Source organism: Nitrosophilus alvini, assembly GCF_015100395.1.
GTDB classification, from domain to species: domain Bacteria; phylum Campylobacterota; class Campylobacteria; order Campylobacterales; family Nitratiruptoraceae; genus Nitrosophilus; species Nitrosophilus alvini.
The window spans coordinates 1,681,939-1,703,476 of the sequence record NZ_AP022847.1; the positions used below are offsets into that span (position 1 = coordinate 1,681,939).

The 21,538-nt window shown below is 39.4% G+C and carries 22 protein-coding genes; 8 read left to right on the forward strand and 14 right to left on the reverse strand.

The window, feature by feature from the left end; all coding sequences use genetic code 11:
- Positions 1 to 17 precede the first annotated feature (17 nt).
- Complete coding sequence (gene dcd / locus EPR_RS08570) at positions 18 to 578, forward strand: dCTP deaminase (RefSeq protein ID WP_200762810.1); 561 nt, start codon at positions 18 to 20, stop codon at positions 576 to 578.
- A 13-nt stretch (positions 579 to 591) separates the two neighbouring features.
- Positions 592 to 1,575, forward strand: coding sequence for an amidohydrolase family protein (locus EPR_RS08575; protein WP_200762811.1), 984 nt, complete (start codon positions 592 to 594; stop codon positions 1,573 to 1,575).
- On the opposite strand, the gene asnB is transcribed toward EPR_RS08575, so the two are convergent.
- The 3 genes from asnB to EPR_RS08590 are packed head-to-tail and all read right to left on the reverse strand — an operon-like array spanning position 1,570 to position 4,529.
- The gene (asnB, locus tag EPR_RS08580) at positions 1,570 to 3,366 is read right to left on the reverse strand and encodes an asparagine synthase (glutamine-hydrolyzing) (protein ID WP_200762812.1); all 1,797 of its coding nucleotides are present in this window, start codon (positions 3,364 to 3,366) and stop codon (positions 1,570 to 1,572) included. The genes EPR_RS08575 and asnB overlap by 6 nt on opposite strands.
- The gene (locus EPR_RS08585) at positions 3,366 to 4,166 is read right to left on the reverse strand and encodes a DegT/DnrJ/EryC1/StrS family aminotransferase (protein WP_200762813.1); all 801 of its coding nucleotides are present in this window, start codon (positions 4,164 to 4,166) and stop codon (positions 3,366 to 3,368) included. The genes asnB and EPR_RS08585 overlap by 1 nt, the downstream gene beginning before the upstream one ends.
- Before the next feature lie 3 nt (positions 4,167 to 4,169).
- Positions 4,170 to 4,529 (reverse strand): hypothetical protein, encoded by a 360-nt coding sequence (locus EPR_RS08590; protein WP_200762814.1) that lies wholly within the window; start codon positions 4,527 to 4,529, stop codon positions 4,170 to 4,172.
- Between the two features lie 134 nt (positions 4,530 to 4,663).
- Here EPR_RS08590 and topA point away from each other — a divergent pair, with 134 nt between their 5' ends.
- From topA to EPR_RS08610, 4 genes are read left to right on the forward strand one after another with little or no spacing between them, the layout of a single operon-like run.
- A complete protein-coding gene (gene topA, locus EPR_RS08595; protein ID WP_200762815.1) occupies positions 4,664 to 6,868 on the forward strand; it encodes a type I DNA topoisomerase in 2,205 nt (734 codons plus the stop codon).
- Positions 6,869 to 6,892: 24 nt separating this feature from the next.
- Positions 6,893 to 7,414 carry a YfcE family phosphodiesterase gene (locus EPR_RS08600; RefSeq protein WP_200762816.1) on the forward strand — a complete coding sequence of 174 codons (522 nt, stop codon included), beginning with the start codon at positions 6,893 to 6,895 and terminating at the stop codon, positions 7,412 to 7,414.
- The gene (locus EPR_RS08605; protein ID WP_200762817.1) at positions 7,411 to 8,253 is read left to right on the forward strand and encodes a biotin synthase; all 843 of its coding nucleotides are present in this window, start codon (positions 7,411 to 7,413) and stop codon (positions 8,251 to 8,253) included. The genes EPR_RS08600 and EPR_RS08605 overlap by 4 nt, the downstream gene beginning before the upstream one ends.
- A complete protein-coding gene (locus EPR_RS08610) occupies positions 8,246 to 9,412 on the forward strand; it encodes a cation:proton antiporter (protein WP_200762818.1) in 1,167 nt (388 codons plus the stop codon). The genes EPR_RS08605 and EPR_RS08610 overlap by 8 nt, the downstream gene beginning before the upstream one ends.
- A 3-nt stretch (positions 9,413 to 9,415) precedes the next feature.
- On the opposite strand, the gene EPR_RS08615 is transcribed toward EPR_RS08610, so the two are convergent.
- The 4 genes from EPR_RS08615 to recA form a co-directional block, all read right to left on the reverse strand.
- Positions 9,416 to 9,847 carry an AMIN domain-containing protein gene (locus tag EPR_RS08615; RefSeq protein ID WP_200762819.1) on the reverse strand — a complete coding sequence of 144 codons (432 nt, stop codon included), beginning with the start codon at positions 9,845 to 9,847 and terminating at the stop codon, positions 9,416 to 9,418.
- A complete protein-coding gene (locus tag EPR_RS08620) occupies positions 9,844 to 10,110 on the reverse strand; it encodes an FtsB family cell division protein (protein ID WP_200762820.1) in 267 nt (88 codons plus the stop codon). Before EPR_RS08620 ends, EPR_RS08615 begins: the two co-directional genes overlap by 4 nt.
- A 26-nt stretch (positions 10,111 to 10,136) precedes the next feature.
- Positions 10,137 to 11,405 (reverse strand): phosphopyruvate hydratase, encoded by a 1,269-nt coding sequence (gene eno / locus EPR_RS08625; RefSeq protein ID WP_200762821.1) that lies wholly within the window; start codon positions 11,403 to 11,405, stop codon positions 10,137 to 10,139.
- Positions 11,406 to 11,484: 79 nt separating this feature from the next.
- On the reverse strand, positions 11,485 to 12,516 hold the full coding sequence (gene recA, locus EPR_RS08630; RefSeq protein WP_200762822.1) for a recombinase RecA: 1,032 nt from the start codon (positions 12,514 to 12,516) through the stop codon (positions 11,485 to 11,487).
- A gap of 82 nt (positions 12,517 to 12,598) precedes the next feature.
- Here recA and EPR_RS08635 point away from each other — a divergent pair, with 82 nt between their 5' ends.
- Both EPR_RS08635 and EPR_RS08640 read left to right on the forward strand, forming a co-directional pair.
- Positions 12,599 to 13,462, forward strand: a complete 864-nt coding sequence (locus tag EPR_RS08635) for a menaquinone biosynthesis family protein (protein WP_200762823.1) — start codon at positions 12,599 to 12,601, stop codon at positions 13,460 to 13,462.
- Between the two features lie 37 nt (positions 13,463 to 13,499).
- Positions 13,500 to 14,276, forward strand: a complete 777-nt coding sequence (locus EPR_RS08640; RefSeq protein ID WP_200762824.1) for a UDP-N-acetylmuramate dehydrogenase — start codon at positions 13,500 to 13,502, stop codon at positions 14,274 to 14,276.
- 87 nt (positions 14,277 to 14,363) lie between these two features.
- On the opposite strand, the gene tpx is transcribed toward EPR_RS08640, so the two are convergent.
- The 7 genes from tpx to EPR_RS08675 form a co-directional block, all read right to left on the reverse strand.
- Positions 14,364 to 14,879: a thiol peroxidase gene (gene tpx, locus EPR_RS08645; RefSeq protein ID WP_200762825.1), complete on the reverse strand. Its 516-nt coding sequence runs from the start codon at positions 14,877 to 14,879 to the stop codon at positions 14,364 to 14,366.
- 59 nt (positions 14,880 to 14,938) lie between these two features.
- Positions 14,939 to 15,943: a tRNA (adenosine(37)-N6)-threonylcarbamoyltransferase complex transferase subunit TsaD gene (gene tsaD / locus EPR_RS08650; protein ID WP_200762826.1), complete on the reverse strand. Its 1,005-nt coding sequence runs from the start codon at positions 15,941 to 15,943 to the stop codon at positions 14,939 to 14,941.
- Complete coding sequence (locus tag EPR_RS08655; RefSeq protein WP_234697204.1) at positions 15,940 to 16,491, reverse strand: RBBP9/YdeN family alpha/beta hydrolase; 552 nt, start codon at positions 16,489 to 16,491, stop codon at positions 15,940 to 15,942. Before EPR_RS08655 ends, tsaD begins: the two co-directional genes overlap by 4 nt.
- Before the next feature lies 1 nt (position 16,492).
- Positions 16,493 to 17,569, reverse strand: a complete 1,077-nt coding sequence (dxr, locus tag EPR_RS08660) for a 1-deoxy-D-xylulose-5-phosphate reductoisomerase (RefSeq protein WP_200764219.1) — start codon at positions 17,567 to 17,569, stop codon at positions 16,493 to 16,495.
- Positions 17,570 to 17,651: 82 nt separating this feature from the next.
- Positions 17,652 to 18,419: a phosphatidate cytidylyltransferase gene (locus EPR_RS08665; protein WP_234697130.1), complete on the reverse strand. Its 768-nt coding sequence runs from the start codon at positions 18,417 to 18,419 to the stop codon at positions 17,652 to 17,654.
- A gap of 98 nt (positions 18,420 to 18,517) precedes the next feature.
- Entirely contained in the window at positions 18,518 to 20,113 is a 1,596-nt protein-coding gene (locus EPR_RS08670; protein ID WP_200762828.1) for a methyl-accepting chemotaxis protein, read from the reverse strand.
- 83 nt (positions 20,114 to 20,196) lie between these two features.
- A complete protein-coding gene (locus EPR_RS08675) occupies positions 20,197 to 21,516 on the reverse strand; it encodes an NFACT RNA binding domain-containing protein (protein ID WP_200762829.1) in 1,320 nt (439 codons plus the stop codon).
- Positions 21,517 to 21,538: the final 22 nt, after the last annotated feature.

The window sequence follows — 21,538 nt, forward strand, 5'->3', positions numbered from 1 at the left end:
AATTCAGGAAAAAAATAATGGGACTCAAATCGGACAGTTGGATAAGAGAAAAAGCTTTAAAAGAGGGAATGATAGAACCTTTTTGCGAGGATCAGGTAGGACGGGGAGTTGTAAGCTACGGCCTAAGCAGCTACGGTTACGACATAAGAGTTAGTGATGAATTCAAAATTTTTACCAATGTCAATGCTGAAGTTGTGGATCCAAAACATTTTGATGAAAGAAACGTTGTAGATTTCAAAGGAGATGTATGTATAGTACCTCCGAACTCTTTTGCTCTTGCCAGGACCGTGGAGTATTTCAAGATTCCCCGAAATGTCCTTGCCATATGTCTTGGCAAAAGCACATATGCAAGATGCGGAATAATAGTCAACGTAACTCCTTTTGAGCCGGAATTTGAAGGACATATAACCATAGAAATATCAAACACAACTCCTCTTCCTGCAAAAATATACGCAAATGAAGGAATCGCCCAGGTTCTCTTTTTTGAAGGTGACGAACCATGCGAAGTAAGCTATAAGGACAAAGCCGGAAAGTATCAAAAGCAGACAGGAATCACTCTGCCCAGAATTTTAGGCTGATTTTGGTTTTTTCATGATAACAGTCGACTTCCATACTCATCTTTTGAGTCCGGAAGTGGAATTTGACAGATTTTTTGACAAAATAGCGATAGCCCTTTTTGCCAAAAATATGGGCTATGAGAGAAAAAGGCTCTTTACTGAAGGGTATGGGTATTACATATTCCGTTTTCTTCAGCTTTTGAAAGAATCAAAATATATCGAAAAAGCTGTTCTTTTCGGTATAGATGCAAAATATGACAAAAAAGGCAGATTCCTCTCAAAAAACAAAACGGCATGTGCTTCTACGGATGATGTTCTTTCGGTATATGAAAAAAACAGAGACCTCATCATACCTTTTATGTCAGTAAATCCATACAGACCGGATGCGCTGAGTCTGCTTGAAATCTATGCCGAACGAGGATGCAGAGGCGCAAAATTTCTGCAAAACTACTGGCAGATAGATACAAACGACCCTTCTTTAGTTCCCTATTATGAAAAACTGAGAGATCTCTCTTTGCCGCTTATTATTCATACCGGACTGGAAATTGCGATTGAAAGCAACAAAAGATATGAAAAGACAGATATGCTCAGACTCCCTTTGGAAACGGGAGTAAAAGTTATAGCGGCTCATATGGCCTGCGGACATGTGGAGTACAAACTTCTTTTCTGGAGAAATTTCAGCCAAAATCCGCGTTTTTTCAATAAAGAGTATTTCAAACTCATTGAAATGCTTGAAATTTACGAAAATCTCTACGCAGACCTCTCCTCCATGCTCAATCCTCTCAAAGCGAGAGTTCTTCGCCATCTCTCAACTCAGAAACATATCCACAGCAAGCTTCTCTTCGGAACCGATTTTCCGATTCCAATTATTGTTGAATTTATGCCTTTGGATATTGACAGGCATAGAAAAAAAAAGATAGCAGCAATTAAGAACCCTTTCGACAGATACACGGAAGTCTTTGTAGAGATTTTTGGCAAAGAGAGCGAGATATTTACAAATTGGAAAAAGCTTCTATAAAAACTCCTTTTCAAACCAGCGACAATAGATATAGAGTGCCCATGCATGCTGTTTGAATCTGCCTCTTTGCGCCTGGGCCAGCAAAAAATCTATCTCTTCTTCTTTAAAGATCTCCGCTTTTTTGTTTACCCCTCTTATACGCTCAAGTTCATTGGCGCTGTTCAGCCACTCGATGAATGGATAGGAAAAACCTTTTTTCTTTCTGTATACAATATCTTCGGGAAGATATTTTGATGCAATTTTTTTCAAAAGATATTTGGTATTGCCGTCACCAATCTTCAGTTTCGGGTCTATGCTGAAAGAGAGTTCGACCAGTTTTTGGTCTATCAGAGGAGTTCTAACCTCCAGTGAGTGAGCCATACTGATACGGTCTAGCTTGGTAAAGTAGAGCTCTCCAAGATGCACTTTTATATCCAAAAAGCTCTGCCACGAAACTTCATCCTCAAGGCCGGAATTTTCATACTCTTCTATATATCTTTTTATATACTCCAGCGAATCGTTGTCTTTGACATTCTGTTTGAGAAGTCTGTTTTTTTGAAGATCGGTAAAAATCTCGGAGCTGGTTCTAAAAAGCACGCTCCCCTCAAATACCCTTTTATACCACTCCCACTCTTTGTTTACGGAAAAATGTTTTTTAAAATAGTTTCTGAGCCAGTTTTTGTATTTAAGCTCTTTGGCTTTTGCAATATCCAGAAATTCGAAATACTGCCTATACCCCATAAAAAGTTCGTCTCCACCGTCACCGCTTAAGACGGTTTTTATACCGTTTTCATGCACAAAGCGCGACAGATGCCACAACGGAACTGCCGCAGGATCGGCCAGAGGCTCGTCAAGATGGTATATAACATCATCCAAAGCTTCAAAAAAATCGTTTCTGTCGATTCTTATTTCGTGATGATCAGTATCGAGATGCCTTGCAACCCTCTTGGCAAATCCCAGTTCGCTGTAACTTTCATACTCTTTGTAGCCTATACTGAAGGTTTTCAGGCTGTTTTCAAGTTTCTTTGCCACTGCAGCAACCAAAGAGCTGTCTACTCCACCGCTCAAAAATGCTCCAACCTCCACATCACTGACAAGCCTGTATTCAACCGCCTCTTTTATATGATCTTCTATATGCTTTAATGCCTCTTTTTCTTCAAAAATTCGCGGCTTGTTCAAAAAAGTGTAGTATCTGTTCTCTTCCAAATTCTTTGTATCGTATACAAGAGATGAAGCGGGCAAAACTTTGCATATCCCGGCATAAAATGTCATTGGAGATACTGAAGTCCCGTAGGAGAGATAGCATAAAAGAGCTTTTTTGTTCTCTATTTTTGACGAGAGATAGCTTTTTATCGATTTTATCTCCGACGCAAAGATGAAACTATCCCCGTCTTTGGCATAAAAGAGCGGTTTTTTACCGAATCTGTCTCTGAAAAGATAGAGCTTTTCACCGTCATACAGAGCAATAGCGAACATTCCTCTAAGATAATTGACAAAAGAGACTCCCCACTTTTTAAACGCAGCTATTATAACTTCCGTGTCAGAATCTGTCGTAAAAGGAAAATCTAGTCTGAGTCTTAGCTCTTTATAGTTGTATATTTCTCCGTTGAATACAACCGTTATCTCCTCTCTTTGCATAGGCTGATCGGCTCTGCGTCCGGGATCGATGATAGAAAGCCTGGTGTGTCCCAAAAATATCTTTTCGTCTTTATAAAATCCCCTGCTGTCAGGACCCCTGTGTGTCAGCAACGAAAGAGATTCAAATGCTCTTTTCTCATCATATTTTCCAAAAACTCCAAATATACCGCACATTAAAAACTGCAACTCCTGTAACTGTATTCTTCAACCGTTTCAAAAAGAGATTCTATAACCTCTTCGCAAAGTGGAATAGAGAGTTCGCTCTTGTATAACTCTTCGCTCACAGGAAGAGGTTTTGAATTGAAAAGTGTCAATTTGTATAGAGGCTTGTAATGAACCGTTGCTTCAAAACCTTTTTCGACAAGTTTTCGGACAATATCCTCTTTGGGGCAATACAAAGAGGGTTTTAAAAAAATAGGATAGAACTCTTTGAGTGTTCGGTTTCCTATATGCAAAATATCGAAATAAGGAGTTTTCGCAAACTCTTTTTCAAACCTCTCCAAAACCTCTTTTTGTTTTTCAAGTTTCTCTTCGATATCGGGTATATCGACATTTTCGGCTTCGATATCGATTCCGGCTTTTTTTATATCAAAATTCCAAAGCCTTCCTTTCTCAATACCGCCCTTTACAAAAATCTCCAACTCTTTTGCAAGAGTTTCGTCCCTGGTAAAAATAGCAGCAAAATCTCCGAAATCAACAATATGCGCTTTTGCTTCCCCGATTATCGCTCCACGGTTTTGAAAAACAAACAGGGCATCATTTGGTATAAAACTTTCAAAGAAGAGGTTTTGTATATCGCTTTTTGACGAAAAATCTATCTTTACATCTTCAAGTTTTATTCTAATTCCCAAAAATTCCGGGACTGTGGCAAACCAACTTGGAGCATTCGCGGGTATTGAGATATCTTTTACACCCGCAACTTTCAAAAGCGCCATATAAGCAGTCTGTGAGTTTGAGCAGAAAATCTTTCTCATATCTTATTTCAAATTATCTGTTTTTCTCTTTTTCCACTCCCAAAGTTCTCTGTTTTTTATCTTTTTTACCGGACTTCCTACCGCATTTTTGCTGTAGTCTATTTTTACTATTTTGCAATTCGATTTTACATGAATTTTTCCAAAACCTTTCGGATTTTTCATAATTATCGCCATTCTTTCTACTCTGCCTGATGAACTTTTGATAGTTCCCTCAGCATAGCGGTTTGCCTGTTTTATCTCCACACTGCACTCTTTTCCCTCAAGAATTATATCTACCCATTTAGCTTTTTGGGGCACAACGCTTTTTGTATCCGCATACAGGAAAAACGTAAAAAAAACCGTGATTATAACTATTGCCTTCATTATCCATCCTTTTTGATAGTTTCCGAATACGGGAATATTCCGCTTTTACCCGAAATATTTTATTATTATAATTAATGTTAGCCAAAATTTTGCAAATATGATAGAATTGCACAAAAAATTTTCAAGGCAGACCCGTGAAAAACAAAAACCTTATAATAGTCGAGTCACCGGCAAAAGCAAGAACTATCAAAAATTTTTTGGGAAAAGATTATGAAGTTATCGCTTCCAAGGGACATATAAGAGACCTTCCAAAACACAGTTTCGGTATAAAAGTTGAAGAGGGAAAGTTCGAACCCCAATACAGAGTGGACAAAGAACACTCCGCAGTTGTAAAACAGATAAAAGAGCTCGCAAAGAAAAGTGACAGGATTTTCATAGCAACGGACGAGGACAGAGAGGGTGAAGCTATCGGTTACCATATCGCAAAAGCTATAGGAAAAGACCCGGAAAAACTGCCAAGGATTGTTTTTCACGAAATCACGAAAAATGCCATAACACATGCTTTGGAAAATCCGAGAACCATTGATATGGACAAAGTAAATGCTCAGCAGGCGAGAAGACTTCTTGACAGAATAGTAGGCTACAAACTCTCACCGCTTCTTTCATCCAAAATCCAAAGAGGACTCAGTGCCGGGCGTGTTCAGTCTTCTGCTCTGAAACTCATAGTTGACAGAGAAAGAGAGATAAAAGCGTTTGTTCCCCAGGAGTACTGGAGCATAGACGCGGTATTCAACAAAAGTATCGATGCATCTTTAGTCGAGTTTAAAGACAAAAAAATAGAAAAAATGAGTATTAAAACCGCCGATGTGGCTAAAAACATTGTAAAGACCCTCAAAGGCGAAGAGTTTAAAGTTGCAAAAATAGAGAAGAAAAAAAGAGTCTCCAAAACACCTCCGCCTTTTATGACATCCACACTTCAGCAAACAGCCTCCAGTCAACTGGGATTCAGCCCCAAAAAGACGATGATGATAGCACAGAAACTTTATGAAGGCGTTCAAACCGACAAAGGAATAACCGGTATCATAACTTATATGAGGACCGACAGCCTCAATATAGCAAAAGAGGCACAAAATAGCGCAAGAGAGCTCATAAAAAACAGATACGGGGAAAAATACCTTCCCAAAAATCCCAAAATATATACAACAAAATCGAAAGGTGCACAGGAAGCTCACGAGGCTATCAGACCCACTATGATAGACTTCACTCCGCAAGCTGCTGCACAGTATCTCTCAAAAGACGAACTAAGACTCTATACGCTCATATACAACAGATTTTTGGCATCTCAGATGGAAGATGCGATATTTGAAACACAAACCATCTATTTCAAAAGCGATAGCGGAACCTTCAAAGCAAGCGGAAGGAAACTGGTATTTGACGGTTTTTATAAAGTTCTGGGTACCGAAGACAAAGATAAGCTTCTTCCCGAGCTGAAAGAAGGAGAAAAAGTCGAACTTACAAAAATCGAAGCAAACCAGCATTTTACAGAGCCTCCTGCAAGATACTCCGAAGCTAGTCTCATAAAAAAACTCGAATCTTTGGGGATAGGAAGACCAAGTACATACGCTCCTACTATAGCGCTTCTTCAGGCAAGAAAATATATAGATATAGAGAAAAAACAGCTTATTCCTACCGATATCGCATTTAAAGTTATAGAGGTTCTGGAAAAGCATTTCAGTGAAATAGTGGACAGCTCCTTCACTGCAAAAATGGAAGAGGAACTAGACGAGATAGCAGAGGCCAAAAAAGAGTGGCAAAAGGTTCTTCTTGAGTTTTATGAACCCTTTATCAAACAGATTGAAGAGGGAAAAAAAGAGATAAAAAGTCAGAAAATCGCAATTCCACTAGGCAGAAACTGTCCGCTGTGCGGAGCCGAACTTGTAAAAAGAAGCGGCAGGTTCGGGGAGTTTGTCGCCTGCAGCGCATATCCAAAATGCAAATATACAGAACAGATAGAGAGTGAGGATAAAAAAGAGAGCAAAAATGAGGAGACTACCGATCAGATTTGCGATAAATGCGGTGCTCCTATGGTGGTAAAACAGGGACCCCGAGGCAAATTCCTCGCCTGCAGCGCATATCCAAAATGCAAAAATACAAAACCTTTGAACGATCCCAAAAAACTCTCCGTAAAATGTCCCGAGTGCGGCGGAGAGATACTGGAAAGATATTCGAAAAGAGGTAAATTTTTCGGATGTTCGAACTATCCGGAGTGTAAATTCATCTCCAAATACGAACCGACTGAGAAAAAATGCGAAAAATGCGGTTATATGACGGCAAAAAGGACATATAGGGGCAAAGAGGTTTATGAGTGTATAAAATGTAAACATAAAGAAGAAGCCTGAAACAGGAATTGGGAATTTTAAGATATGAAAGTAGGAATCCTCTCAGATACACACAGACGTCTTGATCTTGCAGAAGATGCTATAAAATTTTTGGTCAAAGAGGGGGTAAAGGCTCTGATTCACGCCGGAGACATAGAACTTCCGGAGACTCTTCAAATGCTTGAAGAGACATCTCTTCCCTATACGGCGGTTTTTGGAAACAACGACCGACATCTTTTTCATCTGCAAACCAGATACAATATACATAAAGAGCCATACTATTTCAAAATCAAAGATACAACATTCAAACTTATGCATCTGCCCTTTTATCTAACTCCGGACAGCGATATAGTCATATACGGACATCTGCACAGATTTGAATATCAAAAAACTGATTCCTGCCTCTATCTGAATCCTGGTGAAGTATGTGCAAGAAAGAAACCGAGATCCGAATGCGCCATTCTGGATATTGATAATAGATACGAAATTATATATTGTTATAAAGAGTTACCTGATAACATTTGGATAAAAGAGAGTATAAAAACTGCAGATCCGGAGAATTTATGAAAAAAGTTTTTTTATGTGCCATATCAAATATTTCCAGCGGCAGATGCCTTGAAGATTGCAGGTTCTGCACTCAGAGCGTGAGATATAAGGCCGATATCCAAAGATATGAGCATAAACCGATAGAGACAATCGTAAAAGAAGCAGTTGCAGCAAAAAAAATGGGAGCTTTGGGTTTTTGTCTGGTAACTTCGGGCAAAGGAATAGATGATAAAAAGCTGGAGTTTGTATGCGAAGCGGCAAGAGCAGTAAAAAAAGTCGTGAATGATTTCAATCTTATAGGATGCTGCGGTACAGCCGATGTTGAACAACTCAAAGAACTCAAAAGTGCCGGCATAGACAGCTATAACCACAATCTTGAAACCCACAGAGATTTTTATAAAAAAATCTGTTCAACCCATGAGTGGGATGAGAGATATCAGACCTGTCTGAATGTAAAAGCGGCAGGACTCAAACTCTGCAGCGGAGGAATATTCGGTCTTGGAGAGAGCAAAGAGCAAAGAGTTGAGTTTCTTGAGCAGATAAAATCACTGAGCCCTGACTCAACACCTATCAACTTTTATCATCCAAATCCATCTTTACCGCTTGAAGCGAAAATCCTGGAAGCTGAAGAGGCCTTGTCCATCGTAAAACTTGCCAGAGAGATACTGCCGGATGTGAAACTGATGGTTGCAGGCGGAAGAGAGATAACTCTTAAGGATGAATGGTATAGAATATTTGAAATGGGAGCCGATGCGATAGTTATAGGCGACTATCTGACAACAAAAGGGAATGAACCGCACAAAGATATAGAAACGATAAAATCACTTGGACTGGAAATCGCCGTAACCTGCCATGAATAACGAAATAACTATAATAATAACAATATCACTTTTGATATTTGCCACTCCTTTCATTTCAAAAATCACAAGACTTCCTACAAGCGTGTTGGAAATAATTCTTGGCTCCATAGCCGGTTTTATGGCACTCTTACCACATATCGAACTTTTCGAGCTTTTGGCGGAATTTGGATTTTTATATCTTATGTTTTTAGCAGGCCTTGAAGTTGACCTCAAAAAAGTTTTTACAACCCAAAAAGATATAATCTATAAAGGTTTGCTCTATCTTGCCACTTTGTACATTTTAGCTTTTGCTATATCGAAATATATGAAATTCAGTGATATTTTTATTGTTGTTATGCCTCTGATATCGGTTGGCCTTATAGCCGCATTGAAAAAGGAGTATGGCAAAAATCTTACCTGGCTAAATATCTCTATGATAATAGGTTCACTCGGAGAAGTCGTAAGTATTGCCGCACTTACACTTGTAAGCGCGGGTCTTCAGTTTGGTTTCGGCATAAAGTTTTATGAAACGATATTTTATCTATCAATGTTTCTGCTTCTGATTCTCGGTGCATTCAAATTTCTACAGATTCTGTTTTGGTGGTATCCTGAACTTAAAACCACACTTATGCCCAAAATCGACAGCGAAGAGCAGGATATCAGGCTGAGTATGGCTCTTCTTTTTATATTTATCGCTATTATGCTCTATCTGGACCTTGAAGTTGCATTCGGCGCATTTATCGCGGGTATTTTTATAGCTACTTTTTTCGAACACAAAAAAGCGCTCCCCCATAAACTCTCATCATTTGGTTTCGGTTTTCTTGTTCCTATATTTTTTATCTATACAGGAAGCTCTTTCAAACTGAGTGCACTAACAATGGAAGGGTTGCTTTTGCAGGCTCTTTTGATAACGGTTCTAATGACTGGTATAAGAATCATCGCTTCAATGAATTTTATAAAAATTCTAGGGCTAAAAGACAGCATTCTTTTTGGGCTCTCTCACTCAATGCCTTTGACGCTTCTTGTAGCAGTTGCCACACTTGCATACCATACAAAAAGTATAGATGAGTTTCACTATCTGGCATTCATACTGGCAAGTCTTTTCGAAGTGTTGTTTGTTATGATCGCAATCAGACTGCTGCAGAAAAAAGAGAATATCACCAAAAACGAAAAAACCTGAGGACTATTTGCAAAATACCTTATATCCCAAATCAGTCTTTTCAGCCTCCGGGTTGCAGCCTTTTCTAGGAGTTATTGCAATGCGGTAGTAATTTTTATGGCTTCCTATTTCCACTTTTTTGAAATTTTCGTTTTGCAGGTCGATTTTCTTCGTGTAAAAACTGTTTTTACGCCTGAAATCCAAAACAGTTTTTAAAGGATTTTTTACAGTAAAAACTCTGATTGCTCTATCTTTTGTTTGGATAATGATGCTTCTGTTGTTATCCAAAATCTCTAAAAATGAGAATATTTTTATTTTTTGGACACTCTGAGGCTGTTGTTTTGTTTCAGACAAAGGGGGCTCTTTCTGGAACTGTTCGGCTTTTACAGGCTCAAAAGGGTTTTCTCTGGCAAACAGCATAACGGCAGCCAAAAACAAAATAGTATATTTTTTCACTGACCCGGCTCCAGTTGTTTAAGTTCAAAATACTCTTTTTGGAGTTTTGCATTCTCCTGTTTGAGCCTGTTTACCTCTTTTTTAAGGAGCTTTTCTTGCTCCTGTAGTTCAAAAAGCACCTCTACGGAGTTCTTACCAAAAAGAAGCGTCCCTATATAGAGTCCTAGCAGCACAACTGCAACTACAGCTCCAAAAATTTTCAGAAACCAGAAAAATGTCTCTTTAAAACTTTTGGAGCCTAAATCGTCAAGTATTTCTCTCATAGGGACGCACTGATTTTATCAGCTTTTTAACCAAAAAGCTCACGGCCTATAAATTCCGCATAGCCCAAATCTCTTGCTATCTCAATAAGCCTGTTATATTTTGCATTTCTCTCACCCCTGGCAGGAGCGCCTGTTTTTATCTCTCCGGTATTGAGTGCAACAGCAAAATCGGCTATAAACGCATCTTCGCTTTCGCCGCTTCTGTGGCTCATAACGCATCTATAACCGTTTCTTTGAGCAAGCCTGACCGTCTGCATTGTCTCACTTACACTTCCTATCTGATTCGGTTTTATCAAAATAGAGTTTGCTATTTTTTCATCTATCCCTTTTTGCAATATCTCTTTGTTTGTTACAAACAGATCGTCACCTACAAGCTGTATTTTGCTGCCCAGTCTATCCGTAAGGATTTTCCATCCTTCCCAGTCATCTTCACTAAGCCCGTCTTCGATGGATACAATAGGATACTTGCCGCAGAGCTCTTCATAATATCCAACCAGCTCTTCGGCTGTGAGTGTTCTATTTTCACCCTCCAGCCTGTATCCTTCCTCACATACAAGTTCACTGCTGGCAACATCCAGAGCAATTGATATCTGTTCGGATGGTTTGTATCCGGCTTTTTCTATAGCTCTTATAATATATTCGATGGGTTCGGCATTATTTTTAAGATTGGGAGCAAATCCCCCTTCATCTCCCAACGCTGTATTGTGACCGTCAGATTCCAGAAGTTTTTTCAATGTGTGATAAACTTCGGTACTTGCTCTCAAAGCCTCTTTAAAGTCGTCAAAGCCGTTTGGCATTATCATATATTCCTGAAAGTCCACATTGTTATCGGCATGCGCACCGCCGTTTATGATATTAAGCATAGGTGTGGGAACTACAACGGCATTAGAGCCTCCCAGATATCTGTAAAGAGGTAGTCTCAAACTCTTTGCCGCTGCTCTTGCTACAGCCATAGAAACACCCAGGACGGCATTTGCTCCAAGTCTGGAATAGTTATCAGTACCATCCAACTCTTTCATTATTGCATCAATTTCAGCCTGATTATATGGTTCCAATCCTGTCAACTCGTCGGCAATGGCAACTTCTACATTTTCACACGCTTTCAAAACGCCTTTTCCCAAAAATCTTTCATCTTTGTCTCTAAGCTCCAGCGCTTCTCTTTTCCCTGTACTTGCACCGCTTGGCACTATCGCGCTTGCCACGGTACCGTCACTGAGTATTACAGTGGCTTTTACGGTAGGATTGCCCCTGCTGTCAAGAACTTCATCTGCTATAATATTATCAATATAAACCATTATCTCCCCTTTTTATAACTCGTAATTCGTGACTAGTGATTCGTAATCGGTTGCTTTAGTCCTCTCTATAACAACCGACTCAATCTTCTACCATCTCATTTTCAGGCACTTCAAGAGCTTTATCTATCCCCATACTCTTTTTTATCTGCTCTTCTATCTCCGAAGCGACTTCCGGATGCTCTTTGAGATAGGCTTTTACGTTTTCTCGTCCCTGTCCCAGTTTTTTATCCTTGTAGCTAAACCATGCACCGCTTTTGTCTATGATATCAAGTTTTACGCCATAATCAACGATCTCACCCTCTTTGCTGATACCCTCTCCGAACATTATGTCAAATTCCGCCTGCCTGAACGGAGGGGCTACCTTGTTTTTGACAACTTTCGCTCTTACTTTGTTCCCTATCTGATTTTCACCCTGTTTGAGTGTGGCGATTCTTCTCACATCAATTCTAACAGAAGCATAAAATTTCAAAGCATTTCCGCCGGTTGTGGTTTCAGGCGTTCCATATCCCATAGCCCCTATCTTCATCCTTATCTGATTGATGAAGATAACGGTGGTACTCATTTTATGAAGAACTCCGGTAAGTTTTCTAAGAGCCTGACTCATCAGCCTAGCCTGCAGCCCCATATGGCTGTCGCCCATTTCGCCTTCGATTTCGGCTTTGGGAGTCAGAGCCGCAACAGAATCTATCACTATCACATCGATCGCACCGCTTCTGGCAATGGTTTCAACAATATCCAGAGCCTGCTCGCCGAAATCGGGCTGAGAAACAAGAAGGTTATCAACATCAACTCCCAGATTTTTCGCATAAAGAACATCCAGAGCATGTTCCGCATCTATAAAAGCACACACGCCCCCCTGCTTCTGCGCTTCGGCAATTATTTGAAGGGCCAGTGTGGTTTTTCCCGAACTCTCGGGTCCATATATCTCAATGATTCTTCCTTTTGGCACCCCGCCTATACCGAGAGCCAGATCGAGTCCCAAAGACCCGGTACTTATAGAGTCGATTGGCACTATCTCTTTTTCGCCCAGTTTTACAAGCGCACCTTTTCCGAATGCTTTGTCTATCTGTTTTATCGCAAGTTCAAGTGCTTTTTGCTTGTTTGCATCCATTTAATCAACCTCATTATTAAAATTATCAATATTTTATCCTTTTTTGATTAAAATATGAATAAATTATCATAAAAGGCAACCGATGTCTTGTTACAGTGTGGCCCACTCCCCCGATGCAGACGATATTTTTATGTTTTATGCCATAAAATTCGGATGGGTGAGTTCAAAAAACATACGATTTGAAAACATAGCACTCGATATAGAGACCCTAAACAGGGAAGCTCTCAACTCTTTTTACGATATAACGGCAATCAGTTTCGCACTCTATCCTTTTATAAAAGAGGAATATGCTCTTTTGAGAACGGCTGTCAGCTTCGGAAACGGCTACGGACCGAAGCTGATAAAGAAAAAAGGCAAAAAGCTCAAGAAAAATTTCAGGGTGGCTCTGAGCGGGAAATATACAACCAACGCTATGCTTTTTCGTATAGCATATCCGGAAGCCAGGATCACATATATGAATTTCCTCGATATAGAAAAGGCGGTCCTCGAAGAGAAGGTTGACGCAGGTGTTCTGATACATGAGAGCATACTCGATTTTGACGAAAACCTGGAAGTGGAGTGTGAGCTTTGGGATATATGGGAAGAGCTGAGCGGCGGTTCTCTTCCTCTTCCTCTTGGAGGAATGGCACTTAGACGCTCTATCCCCATACTTAAGGCCATTGAGGCGGAAGAGATGCTCATCAAAGCTGTGGAAGTGGCAACGAAAAACAAAGAGATGCTCTCAAAAATGCTTATTGAAAGAGATCTTGTCAGAATAGATGATAAAAAACTCGATATCTATCTTGGTATGTATGCCAACGAAGAGTCTGCGGTAATGAACGAAAAACAGTATATGGCACTGAATCGGCTCTTTCAAATAGGCTTCGAACACGGATTTTACAAATGTCCTATAGATGCAAAAGAGTATCTGATACCGAAAGAGTATAAAGAGTTCAGGTTTTCCTGAACGTAAAAAGTGAAAGTTAAAAATATGGAATATTGAATTGGGAAAAAAGATTATAGATTTTTCTAAATACAGCTCCATAAAAATCGGGCCGAAAGTTGAAGTGTATATAATCGAAAAGATAGAAAAGGATAATGAGCAGCTCTTTATAATAGGCGGCGCAAACAATCTTTTGGTATCTCCAAATCCCCCAAAAATCGGTATCTTATCCAAAAAATTTGATTATATAAAAATCAAAAATGATACTCTCGTTATAGGCGGTGCAACCCCTAGCGGAAAAATTCTCTCTTTTTGCAAAAAGCATAATATAAAAGGTTTTGAATTCCTGACTAAACTGCCCGGGACTCTGGGTGCAATGGTCAAAATGAATGCGGGCGTAAAAAACTATGAGATAGGAAAATCTCTTTTGTGGATAAGAACCTATCGGGGCACTGTTCCAAAAAAAGAGATAAACATAGACTATAGAATAACAGATATTGAAAATATTATCTATGAAGCCGCTTTTAAGATAGAGTATGGATTTGATACCGCTCTGCAAAAAAAGCTGCTCGATTTAAGAAAAAATCAACCAAAAGAGCCTAGCCCTGGCAGCTGTTTCAAAAACCCGCCCGGCGACTATGCGGGAAGACTTATAGAAGCGGTGGGACTTAAAGGATATACCGTAGGCGGCGCCGCTTTCAGCGAAATACACGCCAATTTTCTTGTAAACAGAGGAGATGCCTCCTTTGAAGATGCGATAAAACTGATAGAACTTGCAAAAAAAAGAGTTTACGAAAAGTTTGGAATTGTTTTAAAAGAAGAAGTTGTTATATTGTAATACCTATAAATAAATTTGCAGCCTAAAGGCTGCAAATTCCCCCTATGTAGCCCCGAAGCTGTTGCCTCGGGCAAATAATTTAGAATATTATTTGTTTGCTGCAGCTTTTGCAGCTTCTATAGCCTCATCGTAGTTTGGCTCTTCAGTAATTTCCGGAACAAGCTGCTTATAAACAACAGTCCCGTCTTTTCCGATAATAAATATGGCTCTGGCAAGAATACCTGCCAGAGGACCTTCCTCTATAAGAACTCCGTATTTTTCCCCAAACTCTTTGTTTCTGAAATCTGATGCAACTGTCAGATTTTCCACACCTTCTGTGGAGCAGAATCTCTTGGATGCAAAAGGAAGATCCATAGAAACAACAGTTACATCAACACCCTCTATGTTAGCAGCAGACTCATTGAATTTTCTTGTCTCAGTTGCACATACCGGAGTATCCAGAGAAGGAACGACAACTATCATCTGTACCTTCTCCTGAGCTCCTCCGACCTTTTTTTCAGAAAGATCCGTTGCAACTACTGTAGCTTCCGGCGCCTTATCGCCTACATTTATTTCATTTCCAGATAATTTTACTTCATTACCTTTAAGTTTTACTGTTGCCATAATTACCCCTCATCATAAATTTTGTAACAAAATTATAACTAAATAGGATAAAAAATGTCTTAATTAAAAAACGAGGATTTAGGTTTAACTTTCAGGGAAAGTGGATCGCTGAAGTCTTTTCTTTTGTAGGCCTCTATAGCACATCTTCCTATCATTGCGGCATTGTCAGAACAGTACTTTAGTTCGGCAAAGCTTATATCAATACCTCTTTTTTCACACTCTTTTTCAAAAATCTCTCTTACTTTAAGGTTCGCACTCGCGCCTCCGACTATAGCAAAAGAAGAAGCAGGGAATATATCGAGCACTTTTTTTGTTTTATGCAAAAGATGCTCTATAGCAGCTTTTTGAAATGAGGCGGCAATGTCGGCCTTGTCCTTATCGGTCAATCTGCCTATCTCTTCTATGGTCCTTCTGACCGCATTTTTAAGCCCCGAATAGCTAAAAGCTATTTTCGGTGAGTTTTTCAAAGGGACAGGAAAAGCAAATCTGTTTTCATCCCCTCTTCTTGCAAGCTCTTCTATAACAGGCCCACCCGGATATCCTAGCCCCATCATTTTTGCCACTTTGTCAAAACTCTCTCCGAAACTGTCATCCATAGTCGTTGCCAAAACTCTTATGAGATCATAGCTTTGGACATCTATCACCATTGTATGTCCGCCGGAGACTAGAAGAACCGTTTTTGGAAGTTCTGCTTCCTTCTCAATAAAAAGAGAATATATATGCCCCTTTAAATGGTTTACTCCTATCAAAGGCAGGCCCAGTGATAGGCTAAGGGCCTTTGCCATCATAACGCCTTCCATTAGAGTCACTGAAAGCCCGGGTTCGTTTGTTACCGCTACAGCTTTAAGGAAAGGAAAAAACTCTTTTGTCTCCTCAAGGATTTTTGGCAAAGCTACAGCATGCAGTCTGCTTGCAAGTTCGGGAACAACTCCTCCATATGCCGCATGCTGCTTCTCCTGGGATATCTTTTTATGAAAAAGAAGTTTGTAGTCGCTTATTCTTGTAATTGCAATAGAGCTGTCATCACAGCTGCTTTCGATACTGAGCAGAAACTCCTTTTTCATACCGGAACTCCGGCTGCCTCTTTTCCCCCCTCTTTTGCCCACTCAAGAACCCAGGGCCACTCTCCGTATCCGCTGTCGGTATTTATATGGCCGGCATTTTCCAGTATAAGCATCTCAATATTTAAAAAATTCTGTAGTTCATGAGCCTCTTGGATACTCATATAAGGATCATTCGTAGATACAACCATCATAGCTTCTTTTGCAAAGAGTCTTTTCGGAGTTTCAACAGGAAAAAAACTTTTTATTATCTCTATATCACAGTCCAGCCTCGGGGGAGCTACAAGCAAAAGCCTCTGTACCTCTTCTACTTCACCCTCATTGCAGAGCCAAAACCATAAAGTACATGCAAGAGAGTGACATATAACCGTTGTTGGAGAAAAAGTTTTCATAATATTTTTTACCTTCTTCATCCATCTGTGTCTGTTGGGATGGTGCGGATGCATCAATAATGGAAAAGAGAGAGTTCCGTAATCTTTAGCTAGTTCGGAAGCCAGCCAGCTTTGCCAATGGGGATAGTCACTTCCACCCCATCCGTGAAGAATCAGCACCCTATCCAATCAGACTCCTTGCAAAATTTCGTACTTCTTTGTCTATTTCAAATACTTCCTCTAGATTTTTCGGATCCACATCTGAAAACTTTTCAAAACTTTTCAAAATAACCTCCGAAATCTTCGTAAAAGCCGCCTGTCTGTTTACAAAAGCCTCTATGGCAACTTCATTTGCCGCATTTACTACAATACCTCTGTGCGGTTGTTCTAAAAGCTCTTCTCTAATCTGCCAGACAGGATATCTTTCTTGTTCTATCTTTCTAAACTCCAAAATTCCCAAAGAGGCGAAATCAACGCTCTGCATTACAGGTTTTTTCACCTCTTTGAGCAGAGCAAAAGCTATAGGGAGTCGCATATCCGCATAAGCCGCATGCAAAACACTGCTGCCGTCCATATAGTTGACAATTGCATGAATTATCGATTTCGTCTCTATAACGGCATCAAGATTTTGGCACCCAAAAAGCCATCTTCCTTCCAGAAGCTCAAAGAGTTTGTTAACCATAGTCGCGCTGTCAATAGTAATTTTTACACCCATACTCCAGTTTGGATGTTTAAGAGCATCTTCCAAAGTGGCTCTTTCAAGTTTTTCAAGGGGCCAGTCTCTGAAAGCTCCGCCGCTTGCAGTTATAAGCATAGATTTTACAGGTCTTTTGCCAAGTATATACCAAAGACCGAAATGCTCGCTGTCAATCGGGTCTATTTTTGAGATATCTATAAATTTTCCCGCAACCACAAGCGACTCTTTATTGGCAAGCGCAACCCTTTTACCGCACTCTATAGCTTTTACAGTAGGTCTTAGCCCCAAAAAACCCACCAGGGCATTTACAACCGTATCGGCAGTTGTACTTTCAATCGCTTCAAGTATTCCCTCTTCTCCCCAAAGCACTCTTTTATGTGTGATCTTATCCACATGCTCTTTTTTACCCACTACAACAATCTGGGGAGCAAACTCATCTATCTGCTTCTTTAAAAGTTCAATATTGTTCCCGGCGACAAGAACATCGATATCAAGTTTATACTCTCTTGCAATATTAAGAGTATTTACACCAATTGAGCCGGTAGAGCCCAAAACCGCTATTTTTCTGCGCAAAACAGTCCCTCTTCCATCCAGTTTGGTCTACACTCTTTAATATAATGCCTGCTGAGTGCCGGCCGGATATTCACAAAAGTCCTCTTAAAAGTACCACCATGGCCGGACCCGCAAAAAGATACCCGTCAACTCTGTCAAGAAATCCCCCATGGCCTGGAAGTATGTCGCCGCTGTCTTTCACACCTGCTCTTCTTTTGAGATAGCTTTCAAAAAGATCCCCGAAAAGTGATGCAACAGAAACAAAAAGAGAGATAATAAAAGCGTAGCCGAAATCTACCAAAGAGAGTCCGAACATAGTTCCAAAAAGTGTCGCAAGCACTACACCACCTACTGCTCCCTCAACGGTTTTGTTTGGAGAAGTCGGGCAAAACTCCCTTTTCCCAAACATTTTACCCACAAAATATGCACCTATATCGGTAAGCGCAACTACAACAAGAAGCCAGAAAAGTGACCCTATACCGAAATCATGATAGAGTGCAAGAAGAAAAAGAAAGCCGCTCGCCGGATAGAGAAACGGCAAAAAAAGTTTGCTGTCAAACTCCCTTGTATAGGCTAATGCCGAAGCAAACAGTATAGCTACTACAAAAAAGAGATCATCGGGATTCGGATAGAAAAAGGCGACTATCCAAAGAGCCAGTGCCCAGAAATATATAGAGTTGTTTTCGATACCGAAAAGTTTCATAGCTTCGTAAAAAGAGAACATAAAAACGACTCCCAAAAAGAGCCAGACAAGAAAAAAGTTATCGATAATTCCTATGGCAATAACTACTGCCAATAAAATAGAACCGGTAACAAAACGTTCCGAATTGTCTTTGATAGTATTTATTATTTTTTCCATAAAATCCTCTTGCTTTGAAGATTGCTAAAACACAAACCGTTAGATTCTATTATAACGAAGTTGATTTAACGGTAGCATTAAATCCAATAAGCTCGTTCCTATGTTTTGAAGCCCTGAAGTATTTCACTTAGAGTTTTAGACTTTTGGGCAAGCAACAGCGCTATATGATCAACCTTCTTTGCTCTTTTTTCATTCTCTTTCGACAGATGCAGGGTCTCATCCATAGCCACAATAAGCTCTTTGCTACTCTTTTCTATAATCTCATATTTTTCAAAAACTTTTTCGGAAATCTCAACACCGGTATTGAGTCTCTCTCTGGTCTCATCCGCGCTCTCTATAAGTGATGAGGCACTTTTTGTCACATCGAGTATATTTTTGGATGTTTTTTCCACTGTTTTACTCATATCTTCAACATTCTCTACCATAACGGAAATTGTCTCGTTTATATTTTTTAGGCTCTGCTGTGTTTTGACCGCCAGGTTTCTTACCTCTTCCGCTACAACGGAAAACCCTTTCCCATGCTCGCCAGCCCTTGCCGCTTCTATGGCTGCATTCAATGCAAGAAGATTTGTCTGGGCTGCAATATCCGTTATTATTTTGACTATATCTTCTATCTGCAACGCATGGTCTTTAAGACTGTTCATCTTTCGGATTATCTCATTTTGCCTGTTGCCCTCTTCAAAAATAACATCTATTACCTCTTTTAGATTCTCTACAAATTCAACAAGCACTCTTTCTGTAAGCTTCAAATCCTCAACTGTTTTTTTGGCAACTCTTTTGGCATCTTCAAGCTGATTTCCTGCCTCTTTTGCGGCATTGTCAACCGAAGATATCTCTTCAAGCTCTTTGGATATATCTGTAAGCAGCTGATGCGCTACCTCTTTTAGCTCATCTGCAAATTTACTTGTATCGTATGAATTCTCTTTCGCTCTTATGACCACATTTTTGACTTTTGATATAAATTCATTTACATATTTTGATGCAAGCCCTATCTCGTCTTCTCTTTTTATATTTATTGTTTTAGTCAGATCGCCGTCACCCTGGGCAAGGTCTTTTGCTTTTAGAGTCAGATTGTCAAGAGGCTTGAAGATTTCACGTGAAAAGAAAACATAAAAAAAGAGTGCCGTAAACAGGGTTCCAACTGCAATACCGGCTAATATATCCGTCCTCGAACTCTCTACAAGGCGGGCAACATCGTCCATCGATATCTCTAGGTCCATAACACCCAGCACGTCTCCGGGCTTTGATGTTGCATGACATATTATACAGCTTTTATCGGCTATCAAAGGTTTTAAGAAAACATATCTTGTTCCGCCATTTTTTTCTTCTATGAAATCAAGACTTTTCTTTGTATCAAAAACCTTTTTAACAGCATCCCGGCTTCCGTTTTTTGCCGTTCTGTTTTCGCCGAAAAATTTTATAAGTTCTTTGGATCTGATAATGTTCAGATCTTTAATCCCTTTGATTTTTTTGGCGTTTTCCAAAGTTTCATTGATAACCTCTCTGTCACCGCTGTTCATACTCTGCCTCACGGACTGGAAAATAGACTCCGTCAACATAATTGCACTCTTTTTGGATGCGGTATCAGACAGTTTGTCATAAGTATAAGAGACAAACGCGTACAATAAAAAAGCTAAAAGCAGCAACAGAAGAATAAGAGTAAAAACAAGTTTTGATTTGATAGTTTTGAACATTATAAGAGACCTTTAAAACTGACATAATATTTATAAATAATCGGTGATTGGATTATATTATCCGTTTATACTTTAACATTTAATTATTTTTTATAGATTTTTACTGTTTTATAATTAACATAGTTTACGTTTGCGCCCGCTTTCGGCTTTACATTTCTTCGCCTGGTGTAGTCAACAAGATATCCCCCTTTTTCATCCACACTGAAGTCGACACAGAGTCTGGCTGCCGTTTTTATTATCTCTTCTGGAATATTTTGTCTGTTGGAACGGATTATCACATGAGTGGAAGGTCTATCTTTTAGATGAAGCCAGATATCGGATGCTTTTGCATTTTTTAGAAGTTCTATATTTCCTTTTTCGTTTTTACCCACATATATCGTATATTCGTCTATTTTAAACTTCTCGAAATTGAGTGCTTTTTTCTCTTTTTTTCTTTTCTCTTTTTTTGGAAACAGCAGCTCGATCTCTTCAGGATTTTTGGCATTTTCCACTATGTTTGCAAGCCTTTTTAAAAAAAGAATTTTTGAAGAGAGATTCTCTTTTTCTATATGGATATTTTTGGCTTTTTGTCTAAGTCTTTTCGCTTTTGAAAAAAATATATCTGCCATCTGCGATACGCTTTTTGCCTCCGGCGGGAGTTCTATCTCAACCGTTTTGTTGTCAAAATCCTCTATTTTGGCAACTGTTTGGTAGGGCTTTATTTTATGGATATTTGCAAGTATGAGATTTGCTTTTTTCTCATATTCATCAGCCTCTTTCATCAGATTTTCACTGCTTTCAAGATCTTTTAGAATCTTTTCAAGTTTTTCTATCTGTTTGTATATCTGCAAAATTTTGGATGTTTTCAGCACAGAAAGTCTTTTTTGTCTCTCTTTTTCATAAACTTCGTACAGATATTTTTCAATATCTTCTATCTCTTTTGGTTCTTCTTTGAACTCCCGCTTTGGAATATCAAGAAGCTTTTTGCCGGGTTTGACCTCTCTGAAAGAGACGCTGCTGTCAATGTGACGCAAAGCTTCTATAACTGTGCCATCCTCTGTTAAAACGATGGCATTTGTGTTTCTCCCGGTAAATTCAAGCTGTAAAACCGTTATCTCTTTTTTGTAGGAAGATGCCGATTCGGCTACGATTTTCAGTATCTTATCATCCGGAACTTCCACTTTGATGATTTTCGCCTTTTTAAATCTTTTCTGCAAAGCTATATCAAAAGGAGCGTTGTATCTTTTTATCTTCAGCAGATCCTCTCTTTTGTATATTTTTGCATCCGATTTTTTAAGATCAAAAAGAATAGGATTTTTGTCAAACTCTATCTTTATAACATTGTCATCAACCCTGCATATATCGGTAATAATCCTGAATTTTTTCAGATATTCCCCGATACGCTTCAATTCCCAAAGCTTCATATATTTCCTCTTATATCACCGT